The sequence below is a fragment of the Mycobacterium sp. NGS41 genome (assembly GCF_059812725.1).
On record NZ_JCALDF010000005.1, the window covers coordinates 188,809 to 213,704 of the forward strand.

Annotated in this window: 30 protein-coding genes; 9 read left to right on the forward strand and 21 right to left on the reverse strand. The window is 65.5% G+C overall.

Annotated elements, in window-relative coordinates:
• Positions 1–159: 159 nt before the first annotated feature.
• The 5 genes from AC5Y21_RS07460 to AC5Y21_RS07480 form a co-directional block, all read right to left on the reverse strand.
• Entirely contained in the window at positions 160–1,410 is a 1,251-nt protein-coding gene (locus AC5Y21_RS07460; protein ID WP_499910841.1) for an HNH endonuclease signature motif containing protein, read from the reverse strand.
• Positions 1,411–1,468: 58 nt separating this feature from the next.
• Positions 1,469–2,332, reverse strand: coding sequence for an SAM-dependent methyltransferase (locus tag AC5Y21_RS07465; protein ID WP_499910965.1), 864 nt, complete (start codon positions 2,330–2,332; stop codon positions 1,469–1,471).
• A gap of 59 nt (positions 2,333–2,391) precedes the next feature.
• Positions 2,392–3,324: a class I SAM-dependent methyltransferase gene (locus AC5Y21_RS07470; protein WP_499910967.1), complete on the reverse strand. Its 933-nt coding sequence runs from the start codon at positions 3,322–3,324 to the stop codon at positions 2,392–2,394.
• Between the two features lie 174 nt (positions 3,325–3,498).
• Positions 3,499–4,134 carry a TetR/AcrR family transcriptional regulator gene (locus tag AC5Y21_RS07475; protein WP_499910842.1) on the reverse strand — a complete coding sequence of 212 codons (636 nt, stop codon included), beginning with the start codon at positions 4,132–4,134 and terminating at the stop codon, positions 3,499–3,501.
• The gene (locus AC5Y21_RS07480) at positions 4,134–5,120 is read right to left on the reverse strand and encodes a pirin family protein (protein WP_499910844.1); all 987 of its coding nucleotides are present in this window, start codon (positions 5,118–5,120) and stop codon (positions 4,134–4,136) included. Before AC5Y21_RS07480 ends, AC5Y21_RS07475 begins: the two co-directional genes overlap by 1 nt.
• A gap of 146 nt (positions 5,121–5,266) precedes the next feature.
• Between AC5Y21_RS07480 and AC5Y21_RS07485 the strand changes: the two genes are divergently transcribed.
• The gene (locus AC5Y21_RS07485) at positions 5,267–5,503 is read left to right on the forward strand and encodes an AbrB/MazE/SpoVT family DNA-binding domain-containing protein (RefSeq protein WP_499910846.1); all 237 of its coding nucleotides are present in this window, start codon (positions 5,267–5,269) and stop codon (positions 5,501–5,503) included.
• Positions 5,500–5,913 (forward strand): type II toxin-antitoxin system VapC family toxin, encoded by a 414-nt coding sequence (locus tag AC5Y21_RS07490; protein ID WP_499910848.1) that lies wholly within the window; start codon positions 5,500–5,502, stop codon positions 5,911–5,913. The genes AC5Y21_RS07485 and AC5Y21_RS07490 overlap by 4 nt, the downstream gene beginning before the upstream one ends.
• 63 nt (positions 5,914–5,976) lie before the next feature.
• On the opposite strand, the gene AC5Y21_RS07495 is transcribed toward AC5Y21_RS07490, so the two are convergent.
• The 3 genes from AC5Y21_RS07495 to AC5Y21_RS07505 form a co-directional block, all read right to left on the reverse strand.
• Positions 5,977–6,534 carry a Dps family protein gene (locus AC5Y21_RS07495; protein WP_499910850.1) on the reverse strand — a complete coding sequence of 186 codons (558 nt, stop codon included), beginning with the start codon at positions 6,532–6,534 and terminating at the stop codon, positions 5,977–5,979.
• Positions 6,535–6,634: 100 nt separating this feature from the next.
• Positions 6,635–7,486, reverse strand: coding sequence for a GNAT family N-acetyltransferase (locus AC5Y21_RS07500; RefSeq protein ID WP_499910852.1), 852 nt, complete (start codon positions 7,484–7,486; stop codon positions 6,635–6,637).
• 13 nt (positions 7,487–7,499) lie between these two features.
• Positions 7,500–8,411, reverse strand: a complete 912-nt coding sequence (locus AC5Y21_RS07505) for a DNA-3-methyladenine glycosylase family protein (RefSeq protein WP_499910854.1) — start codon at positions 8,409–8,411, stop codon at positions 7,500–7,502.
• A 95-nt stretch (positions 8,412–8,506) separates the two neighbouring features.
• Between AC5Y21_RS07505 and AC5Y21_RS07510 the strand changes: the two genes are divergently transcribed.
• Entirely contained in the window at positions 8,507–8,860 is a 354-nt protein-coding gene (locus AC5Y21_RS07510; RefSeq protein ID WP_499910969.1) for a nuclear transport factor 2 family protein, read from the forward strand.
• Here AC5Y21_RS07510 and AC5Y21_RS07515 read toward each other — a convergent pair.
• From AC5Y21_RS07515 to AC5Y21_RS07530, 4 genes are all read right to left on the reverse strand, one after another.
• Positions 8,857–9,237: a DUF427 domain-containing protein gene (locus AC5Y21_RS07515; RefSeq protein WP_499910856.1), complete on the reverse strand. Its 381-nt coding sequence runs from the start codon at positions 9,235–9,237 to the stop codon at positions 8,857–8,859. The two genes, AC5Y21_RS07510 and AC5Y21_RS07515, sit on opposite strands and share 4 nt — an antisense overlap.
• Before the next feature lie 73 nt (positions 9,238–9,310).
• Positions 9,311–10,126 (reverse strand): class I SAM-dependent methyltransferase, encoded by an 816-nt coding sequence (locus AC5Y21_RS07520; RefSeq protein WP_499910857.1) that lies wholly within the window; start codon positions 10,124–10,126, stop codon positions 9,311–9,313.
• A 20-nt stretch (positions 10,127–10,146) separates the two neighbouring features.
• A complete protein-coding gene (locus AC5Y21_RS07525) occupies positions 10,147–11,172 on the reverse strand; it encodes an NAD-dependent epimerase/dehydratase family protein (protein ID WP_499910858.1) in 1,026 nt (341 codons plus the stop codon).
• Positions 11,169–11,678, reverse strand: a complete 510-nt coding sequence (locus AC5Y21_RS07530) for a nuclear transport factor 2 family protein (RefSeq protein WP_499910860.1) — start codon at positions 11,676–11,678, stop codon at positions 11,169–11,171. The genes AC5Y21_RS07525 and AC5Y21_RS07530 overlap by 4 nt, the downstream gene beginning before the upstream one ends.
• 73 nt (positions 11,679–11,751) lie before the next feature.
• On the opposite strand from AC5Y21_RS07530, the gene msrA reads away from it, so the two are divergent.
• Positions 11,752–12,267: a peptide-methionine (S)-S-oxide reductase MsrA gene (gene msrA, locus AC5Y21_RS07535; RefSeq protein ID WP_499910861.1), complete on the forward strand. Its 516-nt coding sequence runs from the start codon at positions 11,752–11,754 to the stop codon at positions 12,265–12,267.
• A gap of 19 nt (positions 12,268–12,286) precedes the next feature.
• Here the strand turns inward: msrA and AC5Y21_RS07540 are convergent, their stop codons facing one another.
• A complete protein-coding gene (locus tag AC5Y21_RS07540) occupies positions 12,287–13,612 on the reverse strand; it encodes a cytochrome P450 (protein ID WP_499910863.1) in 1,326 nt (441 codons plus the stop codon).
• Between the two features lie 119 nt (positions 13,613–13,731).
• Between AC5Y21_RS07540 and AC5Y21_RS07545 the strand changes: the two genes are divergently transcribed.
• Genes AC5Y21_RS07545 through AC5Y21_RS07555 form a run of 3 tightly spaced genes read left to right on the forward strand, consistent with a single transcriptional unit; the run spans position 13,732 to position 15,640 of the window.
• On the forward strand, positions 13,732–14,346 hold the full coding sequence (locus AC5Y21_RS07545) for a TetR/AcrR family transcriptional regulator (protein ID WP_499910865.1): 615 nt from the start codon (positions 13,732–13,734) through the stop codon (positions 14,344–14,346).
• Positions 14,347–14,381: 35 nt separating this feature from the next.
• A complete protein-coding gene (locus tag AC5Y21_RS07550; RefSeq protein ID WP_499910866.1) occupies positions 14,382–14,594 on the forward strand; it encodes a TOBE domain-containing protein in 213 nt (70 codons plus the stop codon).
• A gap of 2 nt (positions 14,595–14,596) precedes the next feature.
• Entirely contained in the window at positions 14,597–15,640 is a 1,044-nt protein-coding gene (locus tag AC5Y21_RS07555) for a zinc-binding dehydrogenase (RefSeq protein ID WP_499910867.1), read from the forward strand.
• A gap of 25 nt (positions 15,641–15,665) precedes the next feature.
• Here the strand turns inward: AC5Y21_RS07555 and AC5Y21_RS07560 are convergent, their stop codons facing one another.
• From AC5Y21_RS07560 to AC5Y21_RS07580, 5 genes are all read right to left on the reverse strand, one after another.
• A complete protein-coding gene (locus AC5Y21_RS07560) occupies positions 15,666–16,544 on the reverse strand; it encodes an alpha/beta fold hydrolase (protein WP_499910869.1) in 879 nt (292 codons plus the stop codon).
• Positions 16,545–16,555: 11 nt separating this feature from the next.
• On the reverse strand, positions 16,556–17,608 hold the full coding sequence (locus tag AC5Y21_RS07565; RefSeq protein WP_499910870.1) for an LLM class flavin-dependent oxidoreductase: 1,053 nt from the start codon (positions 17,606–17,608) through the stop codon (positions 16,556–16,558).
• Positions 17,608–18,132, reverse strand: coding sequence for an SRPBCC family protein (locus AC5Y21_RS07570; RefSeq protein WP_499910872.1), 525 nt, complete (start codon positions 18,130–18,132; stop codon positions 17,608–17,610). Before AC5Y21_RS07570 ends, AC5Y21_RS07565 begins: the two co-directional genes overlap by 1 nt.
• Positions 18,133–18,257: 125 nt before the next feature.
• On the reverse strand, positions 18,258–19,367 hold the full coding sequence (locus tag AC5Y21_RS07575; protein ID WP_499910874.1) for a fatty acid desaturase family protein: 1,110 nt from the start codon (positions 19,365–19,367) through the stop codon (positions 18,258–18,260).
• Positions 19,368–19,383: 16 nt separating this feature from the next.
• The gene (locus AC5Y21_RS07580; RefSeq protein ID WP_499910876.1) at positions 19,384–20,469 is read right to left on the reverse strand and encodes a ferredoxin reductase; all 1,086 of its coding nucleotides are present in this window, start codon (positions 20,467–20,469) and stop codon (positions 19,384–19,386) included.
• Between the two features lie 69 nt (positions 20,470–20,538).
• Here AC5Y21_RS07580 and AC5Y21_RS07585 point away from each other — a divergent pair, with 69 nt between their 5' ends.
• On the forward strand, positions 20,539–21,225 hold the full coding sequence (locus tag AC5Y21_RS07585; RefSeq protein WP_499910878.1) for a TetR family transcriptional regulator: 687 nt from the start codon (positions 20,539–20,541) through the stop codon (positions 21,223–21,225).
• 15 nt (positions 21,226–21,240) lie between these two features.
• On the opposite strand, the gene AC5Y21_RS07590 is transcribed toward AC5Y21_RS07585, so the two are convergent.
• Entirely contained in the window at positions 21,241–21,846 is a 606-nt protein-coding gene (locus AC5Y21_RS07590) for a GNAT family N-acetyltransferase (protein WP_499910880.1), read from the reverse strand.
• A 54-nt stretch (positions 21,847–21,900) separates the two neighbouring features.
• Here AC5Y21_RS07590 and AC5Y21_RS07595 point away from each other — a divergent pair, with 54 nt between their 5' ends.
• Positions 21,901–22,989, forward strand: a complete 1,089-nt coding sequence (locus AC5Y21_RS07595; RefSeq protein WP_499910881.1) for a F420-dependent hydroxymycolic acid dehydrogenase — start codon at positions 21,901–21,903, stop codon at positions 22,987–22,989.
• A gap of 11 nt (positions 22,990–23,000) precedes the next feature.
• Here AC5Y21_RS07595 and AC5Y21_RS07600 read toward each other — a convergent pair whose 3' ends face one another.
• Both AC5Y21_RS07600 and AC5Y21_RS07605 read right to left on the reverse strand, forming a co-directional pair.
• On the reverse strand, positions 23,001–23,996 hold the full coding sequence (locus AC5Y21_RS07600) for an amidohydrolase family protein (RefSeq protein WP_499910883.1): 996 nt from the start codon (positions 23,994–23,996) through the stop codon (positions 23,001–23,003).
• A 71-nt stretch (positions 23,997–24,067) separates the two neighbouring features.
• Complete coding sequence (locus AC5Y21_RS07605) at positions 24,068–24,814, reverse strand: maleylpyruvate isomerase N-terminal domain-containing protein (protein WP_499910884.1); 747 nt, start codon at positions 24,812–24,814, stop codon at positions 24,068–24,070.
• Positions 24,815–24,896: the final 82 nt, after the last annotated feature.

A 24,896-nucleotide genomic window follows, 5' to 3' on the forward strand; every position in this document is an offset into this window, starting at 1 on the left:
CACGCCGTCACACATCGGTGATAACCGCGATCCTAGCCACCGCGCTGGAAGAGCAATAGGAAAGATCCGGCTGAAGCTCACTCAGGGCTGGGTTGCCGTCACGAATCTGTTGGCAAACGGCCGATCCTCCGACTGCGGCGGCCGGTCCCGGTGACCAAGCTAGTTGTTTGTCGGTGGTGGTTGGGGTTGGAAGGGTTCGTACCACCACCAGTCGGCGCGCTCGCCGGTAGGTCCCGGGCAGGGCGCCACCGCGGGCCGGGGTTGAGTTGGTGGGCGCGCCAGCGATCCTGGGTTCAGTGGTCGGCCTGCGCTGTCGGTGACGAGGAGAGCGCCTGCGGGTCCGGTGATGGTGATGACGCCGCGATGGTGTAGCCGGTGGTGATACGGGCAGACCAGCACCAGGTTGAACAACTCGGTGGGGCCACCGTCTTCCCAGTGTCGGATGTGGTGGGCGTGCAGACCGCGGGTGGCACCACACCCGGGAACCGCACAGCTGGGGTGGCGGTACTCGAGCGCGCGGCGAAGCCGCCGGTTGATCTGCCGTGTCGTACGCCCGGCACCGATGACCTGCCCGTCGCGTTCGAACCACACTTCAAAGGTGGCATCACAGGTCAGGTATCGGCGTTCGGCGTCGGTGAGCAGCGCACCCACATGCAGCGCCGCGGCGCGCTGGTTGACGTCGACATGCATCACCACGGTGGTGTGCTGCCCGTGCGGGCGCCGGGCCGCCTCGGCGTCCCACCCGGCCTCGACCAGACGCATAAACGCCTCCGCGGTGGTAGGAAACGGCAGTGAATAATCTGCTGGGCGCCCGCGGTCCTCGCGATCGAGTTTCCACTCGGCGATCAGCGCATCACGATGAGACTGCAAGGCGGCGTCGAACTTCGCGGCGTCATGGAGGGGAAGTGTGATCCGGTAGCAGCTGCCCTGCTCGTTGGTGGTCTTGGTGATCGCGCGCTCGGGCTCGGGTCGAGGTTCGGGTTCGGGTCGCGGTTCCAGCTTCAAAGCGGTGCGCAGCTGATTGACCGTCGCCACGCCGGCCAGCGCCGCGTAGTGCTCATCGGATCCCTCGCCGGCCCGCGCCGCGATGGCCCCGACCTGATCTAGCGACAGTCGGCCCTCCCGCATGCCTTGGGCGCAGCGGGGGAACTGCTTCAGCCGGCCCGCGACGGTGGCGATCGTGTGGGCGTTTGCCGGCGAGCAGCCGGTCTTCCAGGCCACCAACGCCGGCACCGACCGCGCGCCGGTGACACCGCACAATTGGTCGCGATCGATCTCGGCGACGATCTCAACGATGCGCCCGTCAATCGCGTTGCGCTGACCGGTCAACTCCGCCAGCTCCTCGAACAGCACCTCAAGACGCTCGCCAGGACTCACCGCCACGGCGCCAGCGGATGCGGTCGAAGACATGACGCCATCATCGCAGCCACCTACGACAAATCCCGGCCGCCAGACCCGCCGCTCAGAGTCAGGACTTGGCGGCGGTGACGAAGCTGTTCACGAACGGCCGCGCGTCCGATTCCGGGGGCCGGCCCAACCGATCCGCCTCCTCGCGACCGCTCACCGAGTCCGTGGCCCAGCCCTGCGCCGCGAACCAATCGGCCGGTTCAGAGCGGCCCCCGTGGTCGAACCAGAGGTCGAACGGGTTGAACGAGGTGTCTTCACCGCGGGCTTCGCGTTTGGCCCGCAGTTCGGACCACTTCTGTTCCGCCTCTTTGCGTTTCTCTGGGTCGGCGCCGAAGATTTCGACCGCCACCCGGCTGCCCGGCGCGCTCAACGCGTCGACCGAGGCGAACATGGCCTCCTGCGCGGCCGCCGGCAAAAACGGCAACAGGCCTTCGGCCAGCCAGGCTGTCGGACGGGCGGGGTCGAACCCGGCGTCGCGCAATGCCTGCGGCCAGTCGTGGCGCAGGTCGACGGCCACGGGGCGACGGTCGGCCCTCGGCTCGGCGCCGTGGCGGGTCAGCGTCTGGGCCTTGTAGTCCAGGACCTTGGGCAGGTCGATCTCGTAGACGACGGTGCCGTCCGGCCAGGCCAGCCGGTACGCGCGCGAGTCCAGACCCGCCGCCAGCAGCACGATCTGGCGGATGCCGGCGTTGGTCGCGTCGGCGAAGTAGGCGTCGAAGAAGTGGGTGCGCACCGCCTGATAGTTGATCATTTGCTGGGCACCGACCGCGAAGTCCACCTCGTCATCCGGATCCCCAGCCCACCAAGAGTTCACCTGCTCGCGGACTCCCGCGAGCTCAGGCGTGGAGACCAGCAACTCTGCAAACTGGTCCCGAATCAGGGGATCAGCGCTGGCGGTCTCGACGGCACGCGCCATCGCTACCATCACCGCGGTCGCGCCGACGCTGGTCGCAATGTCCCAGGAGTCGTCCGCGGTGCGTGCCACTACAACCGCTCCCCGACTACAAAGTCGGAGAATGCGTTCTTGTCGTCGGCCAGCGGGACATTCTCGATCCACCGGCCCACCCGGCGCATCTCGTCCACCGCGGGCTGCGCGTGGGCGCGCCAGCCGTGGGTGTTGAGCCAGTCCGCGACGTCCGCGCGGTGCTCGTCGCGGTACATCAACTCGCCGACGTCGATGGTCTCCTCCAGGCCGATCTCGGCGGCCACCTTCTTGAACCGCTCGCGCATCTGCTGCCGCCGCTCGTCGGCGTGCGCGGGCGCGGTTTCGGCCGCGACCCGGCTTCCCGCCGGGCTCAGCTCGCGGATCTGGGTGAACAACTTGTCCTGCGCCTCAGCCGGCAGGTACATCAACAGGCCCTCGGCCAGCCACGCGGTTGGCGCCGACGGGTCGAATCCCGCGGCCCGCAGCGCGGCGGGCCAGTCCTGGCGCAGATCGATGGCGACCGCTCGGCGATCGGATGAGGGCGTCACGCCGTTTTCCGCCAACGTCGTGGATTTGTAGTCCAGCACCTGGGGCTGGTCGATCTCATACACGGTGGTGCCGGCCGGCCAGTCCAGGCGGTAGGCGCGCGAATCCAGTCCCGACGCCAGGATCACCACCTGCCGGATCCCGGCGGCAACAGCATCGTTGAAGTAGGTGTCGAAGAAGTTTGTCCGCACCGCCTGGTAGCTGCGCATGTGCTGGAGATGGGCCGCGGATTCGGTGTCGAGGGCTTCCACCTTGGCCGCGATATCAGGGTCGAGCATGGCCTCCCACAACACGCCCGCACCGGCGCTGGTGACCAGCAGCTTGGCGTATGGGTCGCGGATCAGCGGGTCCTGCTGCTCGGTTTCGACGGCCCGGGCGGCGGCCACCATCACCGCGGTGGTACCGACGCTGCTCTTGATGTCCCAGGTGTCGTCGTGGGTGCGCAGTGAACTCATCGCGTGCTCCAGGTCTGTAGTGATCTGTTCAGTCGGCCGATTCCCACCGCGCATCCGCGCCCCTCAGCGCGGACAGGCGCCGCCGAGATCAGTCATGTCGCGACCATCGTACCCGAATAAGTTAGGCAAGCTATGTGCTTTGCGTAACACCAAGCCGGACCCCGTTCAGGTTGCGCGACGCCAGAGCTGGCCGGCCAGCAGCTGCTGCAACAACGCGGTGACGGTCTCCATCTCTTGGTAGCTGCGGAGATAACCGGCATAGAATCCCACGCCGCACAACACCGCGAGCAATGTCTCGGTTAATACCGAAACGTCCGTATCGGCGGCAACTTCGCCGCGCTCGACCGCGTCGTGGATGGTCCACGTCAGAAATTCCCGGCTGAGTCGCGCCGGGTCGTTTTCTGGAGGGATCAATTCCGGATGCCGTTGCGATTCCATTACCGCGGTAACTAAAAAGGCCGCCGTGCAAGGGTTTTCGTTTTCGGCCTGGTTGGCCGCGGCGATGAACGCCGAGAGCCGTCCCATTGCGGTGCTCTCGTTGCGGGCCCGGTCGATTCCGGCTGTGACGACGAGTGCGTTGGTTTGGTCCACCACCTCCCCGTACAGCACCCGCTTGCTGGAGAAGTAGTGGTTGATCGCCGGTCGGGTCAGATCGGCACGCACGGCGATGGCCTGGAAAGTCGCGCCGTCGTAGCCGTGGTCGCTGAACACCTGACGAGCCGCGGTCACAATGCGCTTCCGCGTCTCGTCCGCCTTCGCGGCGGGCGGACGACCCGGCCGACGACTGGCCGTAGGCGGCATTACCGAATTGTGCCACCGTTCCGGTGCGGCATAAGTGCATTCGGTGGGACCTGACCGAACTTGCCGGCTTGGTAGTCCTCAAGTGCATCGATCACTTCGGCCCGGGAATTCATCACGAAAGGCCCATAGTGAAATACCGACTCCCGAATCGGCAGCCCGCCGAGGATCAGCACATCAAGTGCCGTCGTGCGATACGAGTCCTGGGCCGGCGCGGCAGCCACGGTAATCCGGTCGCCAGGGCCGAGAACAGCCAACTGACCCTGCTGAATCGGGTATCCGACCGGACCGACCTGTCCGCGGCCGGACAACACGTAGACCAGCGCGTTGAAGTCGCGCTGCCAGGGAATGTTGAGTCGCGCCCCGTTTTCGATCGTCGCGTGCGCCACCGTGATCGGCGTGTGGGTGATTCCCGGGCCGCGGTGGCCGTCGATCTCACCGGCGATGACGCGAACCAGCGCTCCACCGTCGTCGGAGGAGAGCAGTTTGACTTCATTGCCCTCGATCGCCTGATACCGGGGTGTCGCGAACTTGTCTTTCCTCGGCAGATTCACCCAGAGCTGGACACCGTGGAACACACCACCGCTTTCCACCAATTCGGCGGGTGGAGTCTCGATGTGCAGAATGCCCGAACCGGCCGTCATCCACTGCGTCGCGCCGTCGGTGATCAAGCCGCCGCCGCCGTGCGAATCCTGATGCGCGAACTTCCCGTCGATCATGTAGGTGACCGTCTCGAAGCCCCGATGCGGATGCCAATCCGTGCCGCGGGGCTCTCCTGGCTCGTACTCCACCTCACCCATCTGGTCCATGTGCACAAACGGGTCCAGCGCAGCGGTGCTGACGCCGGCGAAGGTACGGACGACCGGGAAGCCCTCACCTTCGTAGCCGCGCGGGCCGGTAGTGACGGATCGGACGGGGCGCTCGGTGTCGGTGGGGCCGGCCGCGCCCACCTTGGGCAATGTGAGGGTGTCTGCGGTAATTGCAGGCATATCGATCTCCCTTTCTAGAGTTACCGATATAACCGGACCGCAGTCCGATTATTCCCTCTTGGCTGGCGGAGACGCGCGGACGCCGAGTCAGGGCAGGGTCACCAAACGCGCAGACCGGAGTGGGAGCGCGATGGTATCGTATTCCCATGAAAGCTGTTGTAGATGCCGCTGGCCGCATCGTCGTACCGAAGCCGCTGCGGGAGGCCATGGGATTGCGATCGGGATCCACCGTGGAAATATCTCGCTACGGCGCTGGCCTTCACCTAATCCCCAGTGGACGGACGGCGCGTCTTGAAGAGGAGGACGGGGTGCTGGTGGCCACCGGTGAGGCCACGATCGACGATGAGATCGTGTTCGGCCTTATCGATACCGGTCGAAGGTGAATTCGACGCTGGCATTGGACACCAGCGTAGCGATTCCGTTGCTGGTACGAACCCATACTGCGCATGGAGCCGTTGTTCGCTGGTGGGCACATCGAGAGGTAGCGCTGTGCGGCCACGCCGTGGCCGAGACCTACTCAGTGCTGACCCGTCTACCGCAAGACTTACGCCTAGCGCCGATGGATGCCGCGCGGCTACTCGCCGAACGCTTTGCGACACCTTTGTTGTTAAGTCCCCGCACCGCTGAGCATCTCCCACGCGTGCTCGCTGATTACGAGATTGCTGGGGGCGCTGTCTATGACGCGCTGGTGGCGCTGGCCGCCGCCGAGCACCGGGCGGAACTCGCCACACGCGATGCTCGAGCCAAAGACACATACGAGAAAATTGGCGTCCGCGTCGTTTTGGCAGCCTAACTTCCTGAAAGGATTACGCGCCTTTGCTAAACGCGCCTGGCGGCAATCTTCCGAAGCCGGAAACTAGGACCTGCGGCGCGCGGTTTTGGCGGTCTTAGCGGCACTCTTTTCGGTGGTCTTGCCCTCATGGGCCAGCTTCCCACCGGCGCTCTCCAGATGCGCCCGAACGAACCATTGGAACTGCTCCAGGTGCCCGGCGTGGTCGATCAGGATGTCCTGCGTGACCGGATCGATCTCTTCGGTCTCATCGATGGCTTTGCGGATGTCTTCGATGACGCCGGTGTAGACCAGGTCTAGCGCAGCCAGATGCGCCTCCACGGTGTCACGGCCGACCGAATAGTCGTCCCAGGCACGGTCCTTGATGATCGCGCCCGGCGTGCCCTGCGGTGACGCGCCAAGAGCGGCTATCCGCTCGGCAACCTCGTCGGCATATGCGCGCACCGCGTCAACTTGCGGGTCGATCATCTCGTGCACGCCGATGAAGTTCGGCCCCACCACATTCCAGTGAATATGCTTTAGCGTGAGATGAAGGTCGTTGTAGGTGCTCAGCTGCCTTTGCAGCAGTTCGGCGAGCTGCGCTCCCTGCTTGTCGGTCAATCCCGGAATCGTGAACTGCGCCATCAAATCTCCTGAGTCTTCCTGAGTTCCGCCTGCGGTCACTTCTTCGGAGGGTTACCCGATGGCCATCGACGGAAACAACGACGCGTGACCTGCGGTGCCGCTAGCCCGCCGGCATGGCGAAGTCGATACGTGCCGAGTCGCTGACTGGCCGGAATCCGATGCGCTGGTAGATAGCGTTTGACACCTCGTTTGCGAGGTCGGTGAACAGCACGACGTCGCTGCCACCGTTGCGGTGACACCACGTTGCGACGGCCGCAGTTACCGCTGAGCCGTATCCGTGACCTCGACGAGCGGGTGGTGTGTAGACCGGCCCGACTCGGCACACTCCGGCCACCGGCGCCCGCGCTCCAGCCAAGCTGACGGGCTCGTCGTTCACGATCCAAAGGAGGTAAACGTCGCCCAGCGCCTGGGCGGCGACCACCGACTCCGCCACGGTCGCCAGGTCAGGTGAGACGCCGAAGGCTTCGCGGCGAAAGTCACTGATCCACTTGGCGACAAGCCCAATGTCGGCATCCTGGGCCGGTCGCGGTTCCCCGCTCACTCCAACCGGCGGACGCAGGGCATCAAGACGGTAGAGCCGCTCGCGCATAGTGACGGTGCCATGAGCTCCCGTGGCGTCCGACCATGCCGCGGCGAATCGGCTCGCGATGTCGCTGCGCCCACGCACTCCATTGAGATGGCCGACCTCACTGACCAGCGCGTCAACCACCTCGTCGAGAGGTGCATCGCGTAATCCGTTACACGCCAAAGGAAATGGTGGTGTTCGCAGCGCCGCGCCGACGAGCCGTCCGCTGTCGTCGCTGACGGTCAGCAGCAGCGGCGGCTCGTTGCCGTCGGTTGAGATGTCGCGCAGAACCGTCAGTTCGACGGTCGCCTCAATCGGGTCGCGGCGGTAGATGTCGACAGCGACGCGACGAAAGTCGTCCGCGCTGTCGTAGAACTGCACGCCCACGTTGGCTCCTCTACTACAGCGAGTGGATTTGCTGAACCGGTAGCCGGGGGCCGCGCCGCGGCTCGTAGGCCAGGCCACTGACTTCGAGCAGCCGCACCACCCGGTGGCGGTGCGGTCGCATCGGCTCCAGCAACTCGAGCATGGTGTCGTCGTCAACCGGGCGGCCGATCAGCGTCCAGCCGACCATCTTCGGAATGTGGTAGTCGCCCACCGACACGGCGTCGGCGTCGCCGAATGCGCGTTGCGCGGTCTCGGCCGCGGTCCACACCCCGACGCCGGGCAGTGACTGCAACGCCTCGCGTGCCTGCTCCGCCGGCTGCGCTACCAGCCGCTCCAGCGCCGTTGCCCGTCGCGCGCAACTCACCACCGTCTGCGAGCGCCGCGGATCGACATTGGCGCGGTGGAACTCCCAGGACGGAATGTGTCGCCACCCGTCGGCCGACGGCGGCACCCGCATCCCAGCCGGGGCCGGCCCCGGGGCCGGTGTGCCGAATTTGGTCACCAGCACCCGCCACGACCGGAACGCGTCTGCGCCCGGCACCCGTTGCTCGATGACCGCCGGAATAAGGGCTTCCAGTACCCCGCCGGTCCGGCCGAGCCGGAAGTGCGGAACTCGCCGATGGGCGGCAGCGACCGTCGGATCCCGCGGTACGAAATCCGACACATCATCCTCGGCACCCAGCAGCGCGGGCAGGATCTCGACGAATTCCTCGGCTCCGCCGCCCCACGCCTCGCAGCGGGCGGCGTTGGCGGCCGCGCGGCTGATCCGCGCTGAGACGGGCCCGCTGGGCAGCAAGCTGGTCCGCCAGATCGTGCCGTCCCCCGGCAGCTGAAAGCACGGATCCCGAGGACCCCGGCGAAGAGGCGCCAGCGTATGCCCGAAGCTGGCCGCTCCGGGGAACGTGACGGTCCGCGCGCTCGCCACCGTTTGCTCCATTCGTTTGACCAGCAACAGTCCGCCAAGACAATATTGCGGGTGTGACGACGCCGTTCGATGACCCGCAAGCCGAACTGGCCTGGATGTTCCTGCAGAGCCTATGCGAGGGCGGCGACCTCGACGAGGGCTTCGCGCTGCTCAGCGACGAGTTCACTTACTGGAGCATCGTCACCCGGACCGGCTATGACAAAGAGACTTTGCGGCGCGGGATCGAGAAACAAAAGCAGACCCTCGAAGTCAAAATCGAGCTTGTGCGCTGCATCAACGAGGGCGAGACGGTGGTCGTCGAGGGGCAGGGCGAAGGAACCAGCACCGACGGCATTTACTACGAGAGCCCGTTCGTTTTCGTCTTCGAGACTCGCGACGGGCTGATCGTATCGATGCGCGAATACACCGATCCCCGATCGCTCGTCAAAGTGTTTCCCGAATTGGCTTAGCCCGCGACGACGCTGATTTCGGCTTTGTTGGGGTAGAAGGCGACGTGCCCGGCAATCGCGGCCACCGCCGGATAGGGCTGTTCGTAGGTCCAGATCACGTCGTCGACGGTGTCGCCGCCCGACGTCGTCACGCTGTAGTAGCTGGCGTCACCTTTGAAGGGGCAGTAGCTGCTGGTGTCGGTGCGGGTAAGCCGGTCTTGGACGACGTCGGCAAACGGAATGTATTGCACGGCAGGCAAAGTGGCCTCCTGCAGTTGCAGCGCGGCGGTGGTGTCGGCGACCAGCTCGCCGTTGACGCGCACCTGAACCCGGCCCTTGGTCGGCTCGATGGTGATCGGATGACCGGCGCTGGGTTCTTTGATTTCTGGATGGCTCATGATTCACCTCTCTGGCTTGGGTCTGGCTTGGGTCTGTCTTCGGTTCAACGTGGCCCGGCCGTCGACATTCCCGTCAGAACGCGTAGCGGTGATATTGGGACATGTTCGCCACGGCCGGGACGACGGACATGACCCGGCCCAGTAGCTGGTAGGCGCGCGGCAGCCGCGCGAAAGTGTCGGATTCGAACCAGCGCATCCAGGCCAGCAGCCGGGTACCGGGCACCGCTTGAAGAATGTCGCCGGGCCCCTCGATGCTCCAGCGCAACGTCGATCCGGATCGGCGCACGACTCTGTTCATCCATTGCGACTTGACGCCCAGCCGGTTGAAAGCATCGAACTGCAACTCGCCAGACGGAAAGCGGTCGACCACACGTCGCAGTAACCCGACGCCGTCCTGCTCGCTCAAGTACATGGTCAGCCCCTCACCGATCATCAGCGTGGGCCGGTCATCGGGGATTTCTGCCAGCCAGGCCGGGTCGGTTACCGAGGCAGCGACGACGCGGTAGTGGTCCCGGACGGGATAGAGCTTTGAGCGCAGTTCGGCGACCTCCGGGTAGTCGATGTCATACCAGTCCACTTCCGGGCCCGGCTGCAGCCGGAAATACCGGCCGTCCAACCCGCAACCCACGTGCAGGACTACGGCTTTGGTGTGCGCCGCGAGAAACTGCCGGGCCCAAATATCCAAATGCGCGGTCCGCGTCGTCACCGACGCGGAGTTGCGCGCGGTGATCGTGGTGTTCTTCCAGTCGTAGTCGATGCGTTCGACGGCCTCCTTGGCGTACCGGTCCCCCAGCACCGGGTTTGCGAAGTCGGCGTCGAGGGCTTTAGCGTAAAGCGTCGCGAGCATCGTCTGCGGTGGGCCATCGAGGTCGACACGAACGCGTTCCATTGACGCGAGCCTATTCAAGATCAACTGGGCTTGAAAAGATCGCGTGCCGCTTCCGGCTTGCGCATCGCCGCCCAGAATCGCGCCGCCTCACGTATCGATTCCTCTACCGGGCGCGGCTGCCAGCCCAATTCGCGGACCGCCTTGCCGTGGTCGACGTCGGCTTCGGCGCGCATCATCCGCACCGAATCGAGGCTCAGCTCGGCGTCCTTGCCGGTAAGCCGCGTCCTCAGGCTGCCCAGCGCACCCAGGGCATAGAGCACCGGGACCGAAATCGACCGTCGCGGCGACGGCACACCCGCCTCGTCCGCCGCGATCCGGACGACCTCCCTCAACGCGATCATTCGTTCCGAGATGAGGTAGCGCTCGCCGTCGCGCCCGCGTTCGGCGGCCAGGATCAGCGCCCTGGCCGCGTCGTCGACGCCCACCGCCTCCAGCTGGATGCCGTTCATCTGGAACGGCAGCTTGCCGAACACCGCCCCGGCGATGAAGGCGCCGTGCGGGGTGCGGCCCCAGTCGCCGCCGCCGTACGTCGTCGAAACGCACATCGCGACGGCGGGCAGGCCATGCTCGGCGACATACTGCATCGCCAAATCCTCTGCCTGCACCCGGGATTGGACGTAGGCGGTGACCCGCCGATCCGGACTGATCCGGTCGGATTCGGTCGCCACGTGCCCGTGCCGCCGGTCCACTGTCACGTAGCTGCTGGTGAGGACGAACCTGTGCAGGTTGGCTTCCTTCGCGACGTCCAGAACGTTGCGCAGCCCCTCGACGTTGGTGCGGAACAGTGGCGTTGGGTCGCGCAGCCACGCGCGAGTGTCAACGACGCAGTAGTACACGTCGTCGCAGCCGTCCATCGCCTCGCGCACGGTGGCGGTGTCGAAGACGTCGCCGTGAAACCGGGCGACCTCCAAGTCGTCGATGCTGCGGGTGTTCGCGGTGGGCCGAACCATCACCCGGACCTGTGCGCCGTCCTCGACCAGCAGGCGGGTCACATGTGAGCCCAGAAAGCCGTTGGCGCCGATCACCAGCTTGGGTTTTGCGCTCACTTGGTGCCGCCGCCGTGATCCCGCAGCCACTGGGCTGCGTCGTCGTCGAGCTTGCCCAGTTCCTGCGCCTTGAGACACCACTTCAGCCCCGCCTTCAAGAAGCGCAGCGGGTTGTAGATGTCCTCCTGACGGCGCCACAGGCCGTCGCCGGCATAGGTGACGATCGAGATGTTCGTCGCGCTGATTACGCTGCCGTCGCCGGGGTCGCGCATCGGGTTGTCCAGCTCCATGATGATGCGCCCGGTCGGCTCGTCGATGACCGACCACAACGCCGGGAACGCGACCATGTGGCTACCCGGGTAGGTCGTCATCGTCCGCCGGATCCAGTCGCGAACCTGCTCGCGGCCGCGCATCGTGCCCGCGGCGTGTTCGATGTATTCGACGTCGGGCGTGTAGTGCTCGACCCAGGCGTCCCAGTCCCGGGTTTCGGCGGCCCGGGCAACCGTCTTCTCGAACTTCTCGAAGGCTGCGGCCAATTCGCTGCGGGAGAACTCTGGGCTGCTCACGAGCCGTTACACCTCACGGCCGGAGTGTAGCCTGGGTCGTTAGCGGATCCCGGCCCGGCTAGGAGGACGAGAAATGACAAGCACGCAAAGAGCCATCCTTGCCGGCGGCTGCTTCTGGGGAATGCAGGACCTGATCCGCAAGCAGCCCGGGGTGGTCTCCACCCGCGTCGGCTACAGCGGCGGCGACGTTCCCAACGCGACCTACCGCAATCACGGCACGCATGCCGAGGCGGTCGAGATCGTCTTCGACCCGTCGGCCACCGACTACCGCACGCTGTTGGAGTTCTTCTTCCAGATCCACGATCCGACGACGAAGGACCGGCAGGGCAACGACCGCGGAACCAGCTACCGGTCGGCGATCTTCTACGTCGACGACGAGCAGAAGCGCGTCGCGCTGGACACCATCGCCGATGTCGAGGCATCCGGCCTCTGGCCCGGCAAAGTGGTGACCGAAGTCAGCCCCGCCGGGGATTTCTGGGAAGCCGAGCCCGAGCATCAGGACTACCTGCAGCGCTATCCCCACGGGTACACCTGCCACTACGTGCGCCCCGGCTGGAAACTGCCGCGACGGGCCGACGCCAACCGCTGAAAGCCCTTTCCGGCGCGGCTCAGCGCCGGTGTACGACGACTCGTCCGCCGTACTTCGGGGTGTAGGCGACCCCCCGGCAGTGCCACGGTTCTGCGGGATCGCTGGTGGTCTCAAGGGTGAAGTGCCGCAACACAGTTCGAAGCACCACATCCATCTCCATGTTGGCGAAGGCGGCTCCCACGCAACGACGGGTGCCACCGCCGAACGGGAGCCACGCGAACGTGGGCGGCTTGCTGTCGATGTAACGCTGTGGGTCGAACCGCTCCGGGTCGGGGAAGACGTCGGGGTTGTCGTGGATCTGCGAAATGCTGATGAGGATCGAATCCCCGCGTGGCAGAACCCATTCGCCGAGTTGGTAAACCTCTGGATAGACATGGCGACCGGAGAAGTCGATGACGGTCCTGGCCCGCTGGACTTCCAGGATCGTGGCCTGCCGCAACTCCGAGCCGTCGTTGTCGGCCTCCTCGACGAGCGCCGCCAGCAGGTCCGGGTGCCGGGTTATCCGCTCGAATGCCCAGGCCAGCGTGGCCGCCGTGGTTTCGTGCCCGGCTGCCAGCAGGGCGAGTAGCTCGTCACCAATGTCCTTGCGCGACATGACCGAACCGTCGTCGTAGGTGCTGCGCAGCATCAGCGCCAGCACATCGTTCCGGTCGGCGAAGTTCGGGTCCGATCGCTCGGCGTCGATCAGCTTGTCGATGATGACGTCGTATTTCCGCCGAAACTCGGCCAGCCGCCCCCACGGGGTGTACCGGCCATAGTTCCGTTCCGGTTTCGGCATCGCTGCCAATCGCGAGCCCAGGGTGACCCACGGCGGGATGATCCGGCGCAGTTCGTCGAGTTCGGCACCGTCGGCCCCGAAGATCGCGCGCAGGATGGCGTTGAGGGTGATGTGCATGGTTGACGGCAGCGTCGCGAAGGGCCGTCCCTCTGGCCAGTTGGCTGACTCGCGCAGGGTTTCCTGCTCGATGATGCTCTCGTAGTGCTTCATGCTCTTGCCGTGGAACGGCGGAGCCAACAACCGGCGCCGCCGGCGGTGATCGTCACGGTCGAGGGCGAACACCGAGCCGGAGCCGAACAATCGGCTCAGATTGGGCTGGATGTTGCCGAGTTCCTCTGGGCTGGTCGTGAAGACCTGCTTGGCCAACTGCGGGTCGGCAACCACCGCGACGCGACCGAAAATCGGGACGTTCAGCATGAAGACGCTGCCGTAGCGGCGGGTCAGCCGCCGGAACATCCAGCGTCGCGACATGGCAAAGATGACGCCCTGGACGACCTTGGGCAGCCGGGTCGCCGGTGGCAGCCTGACTGCGGGGGAAGCCGATGGTGCGGTGACTACTTCGGTCATGACGCTGATGCTCCCAATATCTGACCCTTAGATCGGGGTGGTACGACGGTGTACCGCGAGCCTTTCCCGGTACGGTACTCTGTGGTACCAAGCCTGACAAGGGCGAAAGGGCGCGATCGATGACATCAGTGGCACCAGCGGCGGAGGACGCGGATCTCGTTGCTGCTGACCCATTTCGGCTGCGGCTGCTCGACGGCCTCGCCGCTTCCATCCGCGAGCGCGGGTACCGCGCCACCACCGTCGCCGACATCGTCCGCCATGCCCGCACATCGAAACGCACGTTCTACGACCACTTCGCCGGCAAAGAGCAATGCTTCCTGCACCTGCTGGAGGCAGAGATCGCGGTCATGGCCGAAGACATCCGGGTGGCCGTCGATCCAGAGGCCGAGTGGCACCGACAGATTCGTCAGGCTGTGGAGGGCTACGTCGGCCATATCGAGTCCCGGCCGGCCCTCACGTTGAGCTGGATCCGTGAACTCCCGTCGCTGGGTGACGTCGCCCGGCCCGTGCAGCGTCAGGGTTTGGAGCTGCTGACCAACCTGCTGATCGACCTGAGCGGCAGCCCAGGGTTGCGGCGCGCCGGCCTGCGACCGCTGACGGCTCCGCTGGCGGTGATTCTGGTTGGCGGTCTGCGGGAACTGGTCGCGCTGGCCGTCGAAGACGGACGGCCGGTGCGGGAAATCGTGGAACCGGCGGTAGATGCGTCTATCGCCCTGCTCGGCCCCCGGGGCTAGGCTCAGATTCCCGACCCTCGACCAGGAGGACTGCGATGAAGCTATCGACCCGCAACCAGCTCACCGGAACCATCACCGAGGTCGACCTCGGCAATGTGATGGCAATCGTCAAGGTTCGGCTCGACGGCGGCGACCAGGTCGTCACGTCCTCGCTCACCAAAGACGCCGCCCTCGACCTCGGCCTCGAGGTCGGCCGGCCCGCGACGGTGTTCGTCAAATCGACAGAGGTGACCATCGGCGTCGAGTAGTCATGGCGTCCACCATGCGCGCAGAGCGCTTCTACGCCGACACTAAAAAGGTTGCGCTGGAAGACGTTCCGATCCCGGAGCCGGAACCGGGCGAGGTGCTGGTCAAGGTTGCCTTCTGCGGGATCTGCCACTCGGACCTGAGCCTGATCAACGGAACGTTCCCGGCCCAGGCACCGGTGGTGACTCAGGGCCACGAGGCATCGGGCACCATCGCGAAGCTGGGTCCGGACGTCACCGGCTGGGCGGAAGGCGACCGGGTCGTGGTCGCCGCCGGCCGACCATGCCAGCGCTGCCCGAACTGCCGTCGCGGTGACGTGGTGAATTGCCAGCGGATCCAGTTGATGGCCTTCGCCTACGACGGCGCGTGGGCCGAATACACCGTGGCGCAAGCGGCGGGCCTGACCCGTGTGCCGGACAACGTGCCGCTGGAGCAGGCCGCGATCCTGGCCGACGCGGTGTCGACGCCGTTCGGCGCCGTGGTCCGGACCGGGAAGGTGGCGGTGGGGGAATCGGTCGGGGTGTGGGGCGTCGGTGGGGTGGGCACTCACATCGTCCAGCTCGCGCGGCTGGTCGGCGCGGTGCCGGTGATCGCCGTCGACATCAACCCGGTAGTTCTGGACCGCGCCGTCGAGCTGGGCGCGGACTACGCCTTCAGCTCCCGCGAAGACCGGCTCAGGGACAAGATCGCCGAGATCACCGGCGGTCGGCTGCTGGATGTGGCCTTCGACGCCGTCGGGCTGAAGGTGACGTTCGAGCAGGCGCTGGACTGTCTGACGCCCGGTGGCCGGCTGGTGGGCGTCGGGATGAGCGCCGAGTCGCCGACCGTCGGGCCCACCGCGATGTTCGGCTTGACCCGCAAGCAGGTGCTCGGCCACCTCGGCTACCAGAACGTCGACATCGAGACTCTGGCGAAGCTGGTTTCACTTGGGCGCCTTGATCTTTCGCGGTCGATCAGCGAGATCGTGCCGCTTGAAGACGTCCAGTCGGGTATCGAGAAGCTGGAGCGTCAGGACGGCAACCCGATCCGGATCCTGGTCCAGCCCTGAGCACTGGTAAGAACGCCGCAGCAGTTTATGTCTCGAGGCGAAGAAAGGCGCGGATCCGGTCCAGCACCAGCTCCGGCCGCTGCTCGACGATCCAATGGCCGACGTCATCGACCAGCTCGACATCGAAATCGCTTATCCGGTCGGCGTACCCGCGCAGCAGGTTGGGCGTGATCACCGGATCGCCCATGCCATGCAGCCAGCGGACCGGGACGTCGACGTGGCCGCCGTCGAATTCGCCGCGCATCCAGCGCAACATCTCCGTGGTCTGAAAACTGCGGTACCACCGCGATCCGGCTACCGCGTGACCGGGCTGGCGCATGCACTCGACGTACATGCGGACGTCCGCTTCCGGCACGCCGAATCCGCCGGCGAGCGTTCGCAAGTAGCGGCCTTTGGGGTCGGCGATCACCCGTGGGCCGATCACCGGTAGCGCCATCGGGATCTGGTACCAGAAGCGCCACATGTGCCGGATCATTCCCAAGTCGCGAATGACCCACGGCGCCGACGTGTTCACCCCGAAGAATCCGGACACCTTCGCGGGATGACGCAGCATCATGATGAATGCGACCGGTCCGCCCCAGTCGTGTGCGACGAGTTTGGCTGAGGCAACGCCCAGCCGGTCCAGTACGGCCGCCAAATCGTCGGCCATATCGGACTTCAGGTATCGCGAACGCGGCGCCGAGCTCCAGCCCGCGCCGCGCAGATCCGGGCACAGCACCCGGTATCCGTCGGCGGCCAGCGGACCGATCAGTTCGTGCCACTCCCACCAATTCTCCGGAAAGCCGTGCACCAGCATCACCGCCGGGCCGTCGGTCGGCCCGGCGTCTGCGGCATGGATCGTGACACCGTCGTCCAGATCCACAAACCGGTGTTCGACGCCGTCCAGTGCGGGCATGGAGACCATGCAGCCTGACGCTAGTACGGCGCACCAACCTCGCGGACCAATTCGATGGCCCGGCCCAGGGTCTGCAGCTTGGCGTCAAGCGTGTCGCCCGCGGGATACAGCCGCACGGTGTTCACACCGGCGTCTCGCCAGACCGCCAGCCGCGTGCGGACCATCTCCTCGGTCCCGATCAGCGTCGTGGCCAGTACCATCTCGTCGGTCACCAGCCCAGCCGCGCCGTCGCGGTCGCCGCGCTGCCAGCGCTCCCGCACCTCGGCGGCGACACCGGCCCAGCCCTGGCGGCTATAGGCCTGGTTGTAGTAGTTGGTCGTCGACGAGCCCATCCCGCCCAGGCTGAACGCGAGCTCCATTTTCCGACCAGCGACGATGCCAGCCAGCTCGCCGTCGTCGACCGCGAACGCAACCTCGGCGCCCTGGCAGATGTCGATATCGGCGCGACTGCGACCAGCGGCGGCCAGCCCGTCGTCGAGGTGGGCGAAGTAAGCGCGCGCGGCGCCTTCCGGAACGAAGCTGGTGCCCAGCCAGCCGTCGGCGACCTGTCCGGTCAACCGCAGCATCGCCGGCGACAGCGCGGCCAGATAGATCGGGATCGTATGCTCAGGCCGCGTCGACAACCGCATGGGCACCGCCTCACCGCCCGGCCGCGGGATCTGAAACTCGTCGCCGGAGTAGGAGATCTTGCCGCCGGTGAACGCTTGCCGAACGATGTCGACAGTCTCGCGGATCCGAGCCAGCGGCCGGCTGAAGGACACCCCGTGCAGTCCCTCGATCACCTGCGGGCCGGAAGCCCCCAAGCCGAGCAGGAAACGGCCGGATGACAAGTTGGACAGCGTAATCGCGGTCTGTGCGACGACCACCGGCGAACGGGTGCCGACCTGCAGCACACCCGAACCGAGCAGCATCCGGTGCGTCCGCGCGGCGATATACCCCAGTGCCGACGGCGCGTCCGTACCCCACGCCTCGGCGACCCAGCAGACGTCCAGACCCAGCTTTTCGGCCTCGACCACGAACTCGACCACATCCGGGCCGGACCCCGAGAGTTCGACCGTCGTGGCGGTGCGCATCAACGCACCCCGTGTTCGGCCAGCCTCTTGATCGCCGCCAGCGTCTTGCCGATTGCGGCCTCGAACTCGCGCATGCGGACAAACACGATCTTCTGTTCCTTGTCGGGCATCGCATCGATGGCCAACGACAAGCCAGACCGGCCGGGTCCCATCTGCGCCCGGTAGGTCAGCGCCGTCCCGCCGTCCCGCGGGGTCAGCAGGAAGCGCCAGGTCGCCGCGGGGTTGTCGGAATCACCAACGGCCCAGGCGAATTCGCGCGGCTTATCGCAGGCGACGATGTGCGAGGTAGTGCTCCATTGTCCGAATGATTGGTGTTCGTTGTGGCCGACGAAACGAGCGCCGAGTCGGGGTCTATCGGCGCCGTCGGCCCACTCCACCGCCTGCAGCTCGGTGCTGAGGGTCGGCATCAACTCGATATCGGAGACCAGGCTCCAGACCCGCCCGGGATCGGCGTCGATCCACGTTGAGCCCTCTACCGTCGGGTTGTCCGCATAGCGTGCGCCGGTCCATTCCACGGCGCCCATTCTGCTCTCATCGCGGCCATAGCTCGCCCCCGGTGTGACGCGAGACTGCGCCCAGGGTGGCCCGATGTCGAGCGGGCAGACCCTGGACGCAGTCTCGGCGCCGTCAGCGCAGCCTCGATGACGCGCTATGCGGCCACGAGCTCCTTTTCAGCGGAGACCGTGGTCTTCCCGCGCGAACGGAATTTCCAGGAATCGGGGAAGGTCAGCCGAACGATCTTGCGGACGACGGTGCCGAACTGCTGCAACAGCGGGCCCTTGTTGTAGGGGATGCCGTAGCGTTCGCAGATCTCCTGCACCTCGGGCGCGATCTCGGCGTACCGCCGGGCCGGCATGTCCGGGAACAGGTGGTGCTCGATCTGGTGCGACAGGTTGCCGGACAGCAGGTGAAAGACCTTGCCGCCGGTGAGGTTTGCCGATCCGAGCACCTGACGGAAGTACCACTGGCCGCGGGACTCGTCCTTGGTTTCCTCGACGGTGAATTCCTGAGTGCCCTCGGGGAAGTGGCCGCAGAAGATGATCATGTACGACCACACGTTGCGCATCAGGTTGGCTGTGAGGTTGCCGGTGAACACGAACGGCGCGAACGGGCCGGCCAGCAGCGGGAAGGCGACATAGTCCTTGAGCGTCTGCCGGCGGGTCTTCTTCCAGATCTCCCGCAGCGTCTCGCGCTTGTCGCGGAGCTTGATCTCGCCGGAGCGGATCCGCTCGGTTTCCAGTTCGTGCAACGCGACGCCGTACTGGAACAGCACCATCAGCAGGAACGCGTAGACCGGGTTACCCAGGAAGTAGGGTTCCCAGGGCTGGTCTTCGCTCATCCGGATGATGCCGTAGCCGATGTCGCGGTCCATCCCCACGATGTTGGTGTGGGTGTGGTGCATGTAGTTGTGCGAGTGCCGCCACTGGTCGGCCGGGCAGGCCGTGTCCCACTCGAAGTCGCGACCGGAGATGGTGGGGTCACGCATCCAGTCGTACTGACCGTGCATGATGTTGTGGCCGATCTCCATGTTGTCCATGATTTTCGCGATGCCCAGCATCGCGGTGCCCACCAGCCAGGCTGGCGGCAGGAACAGCAGCACGCGGCCGCCGACTTCCAGGGCACGCTGGGTCTTGATGACGCGGCGGATGTACTCCGCGTCCTCTTCGCCGAGGTCTGCCATCACACGTTCCTTGATGGCGTCGAGCTCGCGGCCGAAGGCGTCGGCTTGGTCTTTGGTCAGGGTGATCTTGTTTGACATGGCTTTTCTCCTAGAACTAGAGGGCGATATCGACGTTGCCGACGGGGACGCTGACGCAGATCTGCACGTTTTCGTCGGGTCCGGTCGAGACCGCGCCGGTGGTCAGGTTGCGTACGGCGCCAGAGATCTTGCGCCGTGTGCAGGTGTGGCAGATGCCCATCCGGCAGCCGTTCTGCGGCGTCAGGCCCGCCGATTCGGCCTGCTCCAGCAGCGAGCGCCCGTCGTCGACGACGTCAACGGCGCTGTCCGCGAAGGTGATTCGTCCGCCCGATGGATTCGCTGGCGCGTCGAACACCGGTGGCACGAAACTCTCGGTGTACACGTTCTGGCAGTGCTCTTTCACCGCCTCGACCAAAGTTGTTGGCCCGCAGACGAACACCGCGTCGGGTGACGGCATGGCGGCAGCCAGATGCTCTGCTCCGAAGCGCCCCACCAGGTCGCCGGCGTCCGATCGGGTGTACCCGTGCAGCACCCGGACCCGGGGCATCGCGGCCAGCTCATCGCGGTAGCAGGCCTCCTTGGGGGTACGCGCGTAGTGCACGAACGCAATCTCAGCGCCCACGTTGTTCAAGTGGCCTTCGGCCAGCAGCGTGCGCAGCATCGCCATGACGGGCGTGATGCCGCTGCCGCCGGAGACGAACAGGATCCGCCGCGGTCGCTGCTCCGGCAACACGAAGTCGCCGCCGACAGCGTCCAGCCCCACCACCATGCCGGGGCGGGCGCGCTCATACAGGTAGTTCGACACCAGGCCGCCCTCGTGGTGGCCGATCGTCAGCTCGAGCTGCTCGCCGCCTTCCGCGTTGGCCGGCGAGTAGCACCGCGAGTACATGCGACCGTCGATCTCGACGGTGACGTTGACGAACTGACCCGCCGTGACGGTATTGCGCTCAGTGAACGCGGCGTTCGGCACCAGCGTCAGGGTGACGCTGCGCGGTGTGGTCCGCCGCACGTCGACCACCTTGGCGCGGGCCTCGCCCGACGTCCATGTCGGCGTCACAAGCTCGGTGTACCGGTCAACGCCGTGCGGGCCGGTGAGCAGATCAACGAGGTCAGAACTCAAGACTCGCCGCGCGATCGTCCGAGTGAAAGTTTGAGTGAACATGTGTACACCGTGGCATTGCTCTGCGCAGGTGGTCAAGGGTTTTGGCAGCTCTGTGTTACGGTTCACATAGTGAACAGCCGTACTCCTAGCTCACATCCCCGACGGTCGGGCAGCGATAAGGCCCGTGATAGAGGCCGGGACAGTCGTTCCCGCGAGGAGCGCAAAGAGGCCACGCGGCGCGCCATCATCTCCGCGGCGCTCAAGCTGCTCAACGACCGCAGCTTCAGCAACCTGAGCCTGCGGGAGGTGACCCGCGAGGCCGGGATCGTGCCCGCGGCCTTCTACCGTCACTTCGAGTCGATGGAGGCCCTCGGACTGGTCCTGATCGACGAGTCGTTTCGCAGCCTGCGTGACACATTGCGCGGAGCACGCGCCGGCAAGCTCGACCCGAGCCGGGTTATCGAGTCATCCGTCGAGATCCTGGTCGGCAGTGTGGCCGAGCAACGTGAGCACTGGCGCTTTATTGCCCGCGAACGCTCGACCGGCGTGTCCGTGCTGCGCTATGCGATTCGCACCGAGATTCGGCTGATCACCTCGGAGCTGGCGACCGACCTGGCGCGCTTCCCGCGGCTGAACGAATGGAGCACAGAGGATCTCAATGTGCTGGCAAGTCTTTTCGTCAACGCGATGATCGTCACCGCCGAGGCCATCGAGGACGCCCAAAGCACCGAGGCGCTGGACGAGATTCACCGCATCGCCGTCAAGCAGTTGCGCATGATCGCCATCGGTGTCGCCGGTTGGCGCAGCAGCCCCTGAGTTGTGCGGCTGCCGTTATCGAGGCTCGCGCCACATCGGCCAGATCGGCGGACCGCCGTGGGGCAGTAGGATCTCGCCGGTAACTGTGAAACCGAAACGTTCGTAGTACGGCACATTTTCGGGCTTGGACGACTCCAAGTACGCCGGACAGTATTCGGCATCGCAACGCTCGAGCCGAGACCGCATCAGCGCCTGGCCGTACCCCTGGCCGCGCACTGTCGGGTCGCTACCGATGACGGCCAGATACCAGTGCGGCTCTTCGGGATGCGCGCGCTTCATCACTTCCTGCACGGCACGTCCTATCCCCATCCGGCGCCCGAACACCCGCACGAAGGTCGGCGCCATCGCCAATTCACCGCGGTGCGATTCTCGCCATTGATTCGGTGGGTCCCACAGTGCTGCCGCGCCGATGTCCGCGCCGTCGCAGGCCACCTCGACACCGCCGCGAGGCAGATGGTGATGTCGGGTCATTGTCGTGAATAGCCGGCCCAGATGCGCGAGCCGGGTCTTGTCGTCGGGAAACAGCCACAGCATGACCGGATCGTCGTAGAAGGCACGGGCCAGACTACGTGACAGCGCGCGGAGGTCGGGCTTTTGCGCGGGCCGTGCCTGCGGGGTCACCTGAGTCAGGGTAGCGGCAAGTGTGACCTGCCACGTCACGGGTATTCGGCTCGGATGATCGGTATCTCAAGGCGGGCGTTCGGTGCGATAGCAGCCGGGATGGGCGTGCTCGGTGCGGGCGGGGTGTCCAGCGGGTGTCAAACCGAGCGCGGCAAGCCGGGCGCCCCGCCCGCGCCGTCAACCAAGGGCGTCGGAGTTGTGTTGTCGCACGAGCAGTTCCGCACCGATCAACTGGTGGCGCAAGCACAGGCCGCCGAACGGGCCGGCTTTCAGTACCTTTGGGCCAGCGACCATCTGCAGCCATGGCAGGACAACGAGGGCCACTCGATGTTTCCCTGGCTGACACTGGCATTGGTAGGAAACGCCACCAGCCGCATCTCATTCGGCACCGGAGTGACCTGTCCGATATACCGCTACCATCCGGCGACGGTGGCCCAGGCGTTCGCGTCGCTGGCGATCCTGAGCCCCGGACGGGTGTTCTTGGGACTGGGCACCGGTGAGCGGCTCAACGAACAGGCCGCCACCAACATGTTCGGCCGTTATGTCGAGCGTCATGACCGGCTGATCGAGGCCATCGAGCTGATCCGCCAGCTGTGGAGGGGTGAACGAATCTCATCCAGTGGCAAGTACTTTCAGACCAACTCGTTGAAGTTGTACGATCTGCCGACCACGCCACCGCCGATCTTCGTCGCCGCCGGCGGACCCAAGAGCGCCAAACTGGCCGGCCAGTACGGCGACGGTTGGATCGCCCAGGCCAGCGACCTGACGAACACGAAACTGCTCGACGCATTCAGCGCGGGCGCGCATGCCGCCGGGCGTGATCCCGCCAAAATGGGCAAGCGAGTTGAACTGTTCGCCGTCGTCGGTGACCAGAACGCGGCCAGCCAGGCCGCCGCGTTGTGGCGGTTCACCGCCGGAGCCGTCGACCAGCCCAATCCCGTCGAAATCCAGCGGGCCGCCGAGTCCAACCCCACCGACAAGGTGCTCGCAGACTGGACGGTCGGCACCGACCCCGCCACCCACATCAAGTCCGTGCAAAAGGTTCTCGACGTCGGAGCCGTCCCTTTTCTGCACTTCCCCCAGCAGGATCCCCTAGCCGCCATCGACTTCTATCGCACCAACGTCCTACCCAAACTGCGTTGAGGGTTGCCACTTCAGAGATGCAGCACCGTTTCGGCATTCCCGTGAGCGATTGCGTCGCGCTGGTCGTCGGTGAGGTCGGCGTGGGCGAGGAAGTCCGATACGTTGTCACGTACCACGTACGGGAAGTCTTCGGAGTAGATAATTCGTTCGGCGCCGATCTCGGCGACGATGAAGTTCAGTTGGTTGTAGTTGTACATGCCTGACGGCGTTGCCCATACATGTTCGCGGTAGTACTCACTGACGGTGCGCTCCAAGCCGGTTACCTGCCGGTCCAGCATCTCGTCGAAGCGGTCGAGCCAGCCGGCTAGGAACTCGCCCCAATGCCCGCTGAGAAGCTTCAGGTTCGGATGCCGGTCTAATGCTCCGGACAAGATGAGTCGCAGCACGTGGATGCCGGCTTCGGCGTGCCAGCCGAACCCCGGCCCGGCGAACAGGAAATGCACAGCGGCGGGCCAGTTTCCGGCGTAGTAGGCGGTCGACACGGGGTTCTCCGGCATGCCCGGATGAACATAGATCGGCAAGTCCACGGCCTCGGCGGTAGCCAGGATCGCGTCGAACCGCTCGTCGTCGAGGAACAACCCGCCGCAGGTTCCCATGACGAGGGCTCCGACGAATCCCAACTCCTCGACGCAGCGCCTCAGTTCGTCGGCGGCGGCCGTCGGGTCATACAAAGGCAACGTGGCGAATCCACGGAATCGGGTTGGGTGTTCCGAAACCTGCTGAGCTAATTCGTTATTGACCTGGCGGCACAGATCGACCGCCTCCGGGTGGGTTAGCGTGCCCGGGCTGTTCGCGCCGTGGGACACCACTTGCACGTCGATGCCGACACTGTCCATATGGGTCAACCGCGCACCAGCGAGGCGCTCGGCGACGCCGGGGTCCGGCATGAATCCTTGCAGAAAAGCGCCGAACCCCGCGTCCGGCACGATCGGGGACTCCTCGAGCTCCAGGACCCTTCTGGTGACCTGCGGGTGATGAAAATGCTCTTCGACGGTGATGATGCGCAAAACGACTCCTCTCTAGACCAACCCACTGAGGTATTACCCAAAGGTTCGGCGTTCGTGTAGCTACGTTTCGATCATTCGAGGAGGTCGGCGTCTGGCGGTCGTATCCCGTCTTTGGTGAACGCGGGCAGCAGGTGCGTGAAGGCGGGCAGTAGATCTGTCGGATCTCCATGCCAGGGCAGCGCTAACAGTTGCCGGATACTGCGTCGTCCACCGAAGGCACGTAGCGCCTCGAAATCGGAGAGGTCTAGGGCGACTTGGCCTCGCGCGGTGTGCGGGTCGCCGAGCTGTACGGAGCCCATTGCGGGGGTGATCAGCCGGAGCGACGGCAGGCCCGCGTGTCGGATGAAATGATCGCCCATCGTCGTCGAAAATCCGAGGGCGACCATGAACGCGAGATCGCCTGTGCGGGAACCCGGTTCACCTAGTGCACCGCGAATATCGTGCTCATGGGTGAGTGCATCGAAGACGAGCTGGCACGCGGATACTTCCACGGCGAGCGTCGTTGTCACCGAGTCGATCATCTGCCCCCACAGGTCGAGTAGGTCATCGATGCTGTGCCCGCCGAGGCGCGCGACCTGCGCCTGGGTCCAGGAGTTGGCAGCCTTTGCCTCCATGTTGAGTGAAACGATGTCCTGCGCGACCCCGACTAGGTGAGCAACGGTCTGGCCGATGGTCCAGGCAGGACACGCCGGCACTGTCAGTTCGGCGATTTCAGCACGGCCGCGGATCAGCGCGTCGACACGGCGGTAGACGAGGTGGTAGGCGGCCGCGGCGTCGGCGATCGGCAACAGTCGAGGTGATCGCTCCTGGGATGCCATGGCAAGCGACCGTACACCAAAATTAAGAAAAATAAGAGTAAATTAAGGTCACAGTAAGACGTGTCGATCAGCTGCCAGCGGC